Origin of the sequence: Mesorhizobium sp. M2A.F.Ca.ET.042.01.1.1 (genome assembly GCF_003997405.1) — a bacterium.
Lineage (GTDB): Bacteria > Pseudomonadota > Alphaproteobacteria > Rhizobiales > Rhizobiaceae > Mesorhizobium.
The window spans coordinates 1-4,327 of record NZ_RZRX01000371.1 but is presented as its reverse complement, the minus strand read 5'-3'; the positions used below and the strand labels follow the sequence as shown (position 1 = coordinate 4,327).

The 4,327-nt window shown below is 64.8% G+C and carries 3 protein-coding genes; all 3 read left to right on the top strand.

Going from position 1 to position 4,327, the window contains the following annotated elements; translation table 11 throughout:
* Positions 1-753: MFS transporter (locus EOA23_RS31955; protein WP_145966547.1), on the top strand; the 753-nt coding region annotated here is incomplete at its 5' end.
* A 256-nt stretch (positions 754-1,009) separates the two neighbouring features.
* Positions 1,010-3,199: an anthranilate synthase gene (locus EOA23_RS31950; RefSeq protein WP_127307020.1), complete on the top strand. Its 2,190-nt coding sequence runs from the start codon at positions 1,010-1,012 to the stop codon at positions 3,197-3,199.
* Positions 3,200-3,230: 31 nt separating this feature from the next.
* The gene (locus EOA23_RS31945; RefSeq protein WP_189341788.1) at positions 3,231-4,160 is read left to right on the top strand and encodes a cation diffusion facilitator family transporter; all 930 of its coding nucleotides are present in this window, start codon (positions 3,231-3,233) and stop codon (positions 4,158-4,160) included.
* Positions 4,161-4,327: the final 167 nt, after the last annotated feature.

Genomic DNA, 4,327 nt, shown 5'->3' with positions numbered 1-4,327 from the left:
ATCCTGGGCGTTCCCGCCGGTACGGCGCTGGGTGAAGCCTTCGGCTGGCGCGCCACTTTCCTCGCCGTCGTCGGCATCGGCCTCGTCTCGGTCGCGGCCATCGCCTGGCTGGTGCCGTCCGACGTCGCCGAACCCAGCGGCGGCGGGCTGGTCGGCGAATTGCGCGTGCTCGGCAAGCTGCAGGTGTGGCTGGCGATGCTGATCGCCTCGCTCGCCTCTGCCAGCCTGTTCGCCGTCTTCACCTACATCAAGCCCTATCTGACCGTCGTCTCCGGCCTGTCGACGGCGACCGTGACCTGGGTGCTGCTGCTGTTCGGCGCCGGCATGACCATCGGCAACATCATCGGCGGCAGGCTGGCTGACTGGAAGCTGATGCCGACCGTGATCGGCACGCTGCTTGCCATGGCCCTGCTGTTCGTCGTCTTCACCAATCTCGGCGCCATCGCAAGCGTGGCCGTGGCCATCGTCTTCCTGTGGGGCATGCTGATCTTCATCGTCGTGCCGCCGCTGCAGATCCGCGTCGTCGAGGCGGCCGCCGAAGGACCGAACCTTGCCGCCACGCTGAACCAGGGCGCCTTCAATGTCGGCAATGCCGGCGGCGCCTGGATCGGCGGCCTCGCCATCTCCTGGGGCGTGTCCTACGCGAACCTGCCGCTGGTGGGCGCCGCGCTCGCGCTTCTGGCCGTCGCGGTGGCCGTGCTGTCGCAGTCGCTCGACCGCCGTACGATCCTGGAGCCGCAGCCCGCTGAATAAAGTTCCATGCGCGGCAGCCGATTCACCTCGTCCGACGATTTCCTTGATTCCGCTTGCCGATCCAAGCATTCGCCGCTATGGGAGTCGGCATGAACATGCGTTCGAACAAGACCGTTTGGTGGTGGGCTCGCTGACAGCGGCCGGTTCGTGCGTGTGCGCGTGAAAATGAGGGTGGCCGCAGCGGAATGTCCGGGCGGCCATTTGTTTTTTAGAGCCATTCCCGGGTCCGTTGCCCAAAACGCTGATGGAGACGGCAATGACGACTAAAGTTCTGGACAACGGGGCGGAGCGCTTCGTCACCGCGGGCGGCGTGACGATCACCCGCGAACGGCACGACAGGCCCTATGAAGGCGCGATCGACGCCTATGTCGACGGCCTGAATTCACGCCGCGGCGCCGTGTTTTCCTCGAACTACGAATATCCGGGCCGCTACACGCGCTGGGATACCGCCATCATCGATCCGCCGCTGGTGATCTCCGCGCGCGGCCGCGCCATGCGCATCGAAGCGCTGAACAAGCGCGGCGAAGTGCTCTTGCCCGTGATCGGAAAGGCGCTTGGCGCGCTGAACGAAGTGACGATCGCGGAGACCTCGAAGGCGCTGATCCGCCTCGATGTGGCAAAACCCGGCCGCGTCTTCACCGAGGAGGAGCGCAGCCGCGTTCCGTCCGTCTTCACCGTGCTGCGCGCCATCACCGCTTTGTTCAAGACCGCCGAGGACGCCAATCTCGGCCTTTACGGCGCCTTCGGCTATGACCTCGCCTTCCAGTTCGATCCGGTGGACTACAAGCTCGAGCGCAAGGAAAGCCAGCGCGACCTGGTGCTGTTCCTGCCCGACGAGATCCTCGTCGTCGACCATTATTCGACCAAAGCCTGGACCGATCGCTACGACTATTCCGGCGACGGTTTTTCGACCGAGGGCCTGGCCCGCGACGCCCATGTCGAGCCGTTCAGGACCGCCGACCGCATCCCGCCGCGCGGGGACCATGAGCCCGGCGAATACGCCAACCTGGTGCGGCGCGCCATGGAGAGCTTCAAACGTGGCGACCTGTTCGAGGTCGTACCCGGACAGATGTTCTACGAGCGCTGCGAGACCCAGCCTTCCGACATTTCGCGCAAGCTGAAATCGATCAACCCCTCGCCCTATTCCTTCTTCATCAATCTCGGCGAAAACGAATATCTGATCGGCGCCTCGCCGGAGATGTTCGTGCGCGTCAACGGCCGCCGCGTCGAGACCTGCCCGATCTCGGGCACCATCAAGCGCGGCGACGACGCCATTTCCGATAGCGAGCAGATCCTGAAGCTGCTGAACTCCAAGAAGGACGAGTCCGAGCTCACCATGTGTTCGGATGTCGACCGCAACGACAAGTCGCGCGTCTGCGAGCCGGGCTCGGTGCGCGTCATCGGCCGCCGCCAGATCGAGATGTATTCGCGCCTGATCCACACCGTCGACCACATCGAAGGCCGGCTGCGCGAAGGCATGGACGCCTTCGATGCCTTCCTCTCGCACGCCTGGGCGGTCACCGTCACCGGCGCGCCGAAGCTGTGGGCCATGCGCTTCATCGAACAGAACGAGAAAAGCCCGCGCGCCTGGTATGGCGGGGCGATCGGCATGGTCAACTTCAACGGCGACATGAACACCGGGCTCACCTTGCGCACCATCCGCATCAAGGACGGCATCGCCGAGGTGCGCGCCGGCGCCACGCTGCTTTTCGACAGCGTGCCCGAGGAAGAAGAAGCCGAAACCGAATTGAAAGCATCCGCCATGCTCTCCGCCATCCGCGACGCCAAGACCGGCAACGCCACCGGAGCCGAGCGCACCACCGCGCGCGTCGGCGACGGCGTCAACATCCTGCTGGTCGACCACGAGGACTCCTTCGTCCACACCCTGGCCAACTACTTCCGCCAGACCGGCGCCAATGTCTCCACCGTCCGCACGCCGGTGCCGGAGGAGGTCTTCGAGCGACTGAAGCCCGATCTCGTCGTGCTGTCGCCCGGCCCCGGCACACCGACCGATTTCGATTGCGCCGCCACCATCAGACGAGCGCGCGCCCGCGACCTGCCGATCTTCGGTGTCTGCCTCGGCCTGCAGGCGCTGGCCGAAGCCTATGGCGGCGAATTGCGGCAGTTGCACATCCCCATGCACGGCAAGCCGTCGCGCATCCGCGTCTCGAAACCCGGCATCATCTTCTCAGGTCTGCCCAAGGAAGTGACCGTCGGCCGCTACCACTCGATCTTCGCCGATCCGGTGCGCCTGCCTGATGGTTTCGTGGTCACAGCCGAGACCGAGGACGGCATCATCATGGCCTTCGAGCACCGCAAGGAGCCGATCGCCGCGGTGCAGTTCCATCCGGAATCGATCATGACCCTCGGCCACAATGCCGGCATGCGCATCATCGAGAACATCGTCGCGCATCTGCCGCGCAAGGCCAAGGAAAAGGCCGCGTAGGCAGCACGTCGGGATGAATGTGGCAATGACGATGACGACGGCGGAAGCAAAGACGGCGACCAGGCAGAAGGTCGCCAAGCTCGCCTTCTGGTCGATCGTCGTCGCCTTCGTCGTGCTCGCCCTCAAGGTGGCCGCCTGGTACATCACAGGCTCCGTCGCGCTTTATTCCGACGCGGCGGAATCGATCGTCAACGTCATCGCGTCGGCCGCCGCCTTCTGGGCGATCCAGGTCAGCTACAAGCCCGCCGACCAGGACCATCCCTTCGGCCACCACAAGGCCGAATACTTCTCCGCCGTGCTCGAGGGCGTGCTGATCGTCGTCGCGGCGCTCCTGATCCTCAACGAGGTCTGGCAGTCGTGGCAGCATCCGGCCCCGCTCGAGCAGCCCTGGAAGGGCCTTGCCGTCAACAGCTTGGCGACCATCGTCAACGCGATCTGGGCCTGGACTCTGATCCAGGTCGGCCGCAACGCCAAGTCGCCAGCATTGGTCGCCGATGGCCAGCACATCATGACCGACGTGGTGACGTCCGTTGGCGTGCTCGGCGGCCTTGTCGGCGCAGTGCTCACCGGTTGGCAGATCCTCGATCCGGCATTGGCCGTGATCGTCGCGCTCAACATCCTGTGGCAGGGCTGGCATGTCATCGGCTCGTCGATGAACGGCCTGATGGATCGCGCCGTCGACAGCCAGGAGAACATGCAGATCCGCGACATTATCTCGGCCAATTCGAAAGGCGCGCTCGAGGTGCATGACCTGAAGACGCGCATTGCCGGACGCGCCACCTTCATCGAGTTCCACCTCGTCGTCGACGCGGACATGACGGTCGGCGCCAGCCACGTCATCTGCGACCGCATCGAGGACGCGCTGAAGGCCGAGATCCCCTCGGTGCGAGTCACCATCCATGTCGAACCGGACGACGAGGCCAAGCTGCCGAAAGGCACCACGGCGGTGCCTTTCGCTTAAAGCGAGTCACCACCTTGGAAGTTACCCGGAGCGTCCCGACTTCGTCATTCCAGGGCGGAGCAGGAGCGAAGCTCCGTCGCGGAGACCCTGGAATCCATGCCCTTACCTTTGCCAATGCGTGCAACGGAGCCGAATTCTGCACCGTTTCCGCGCCTCAGCGTCCCGGC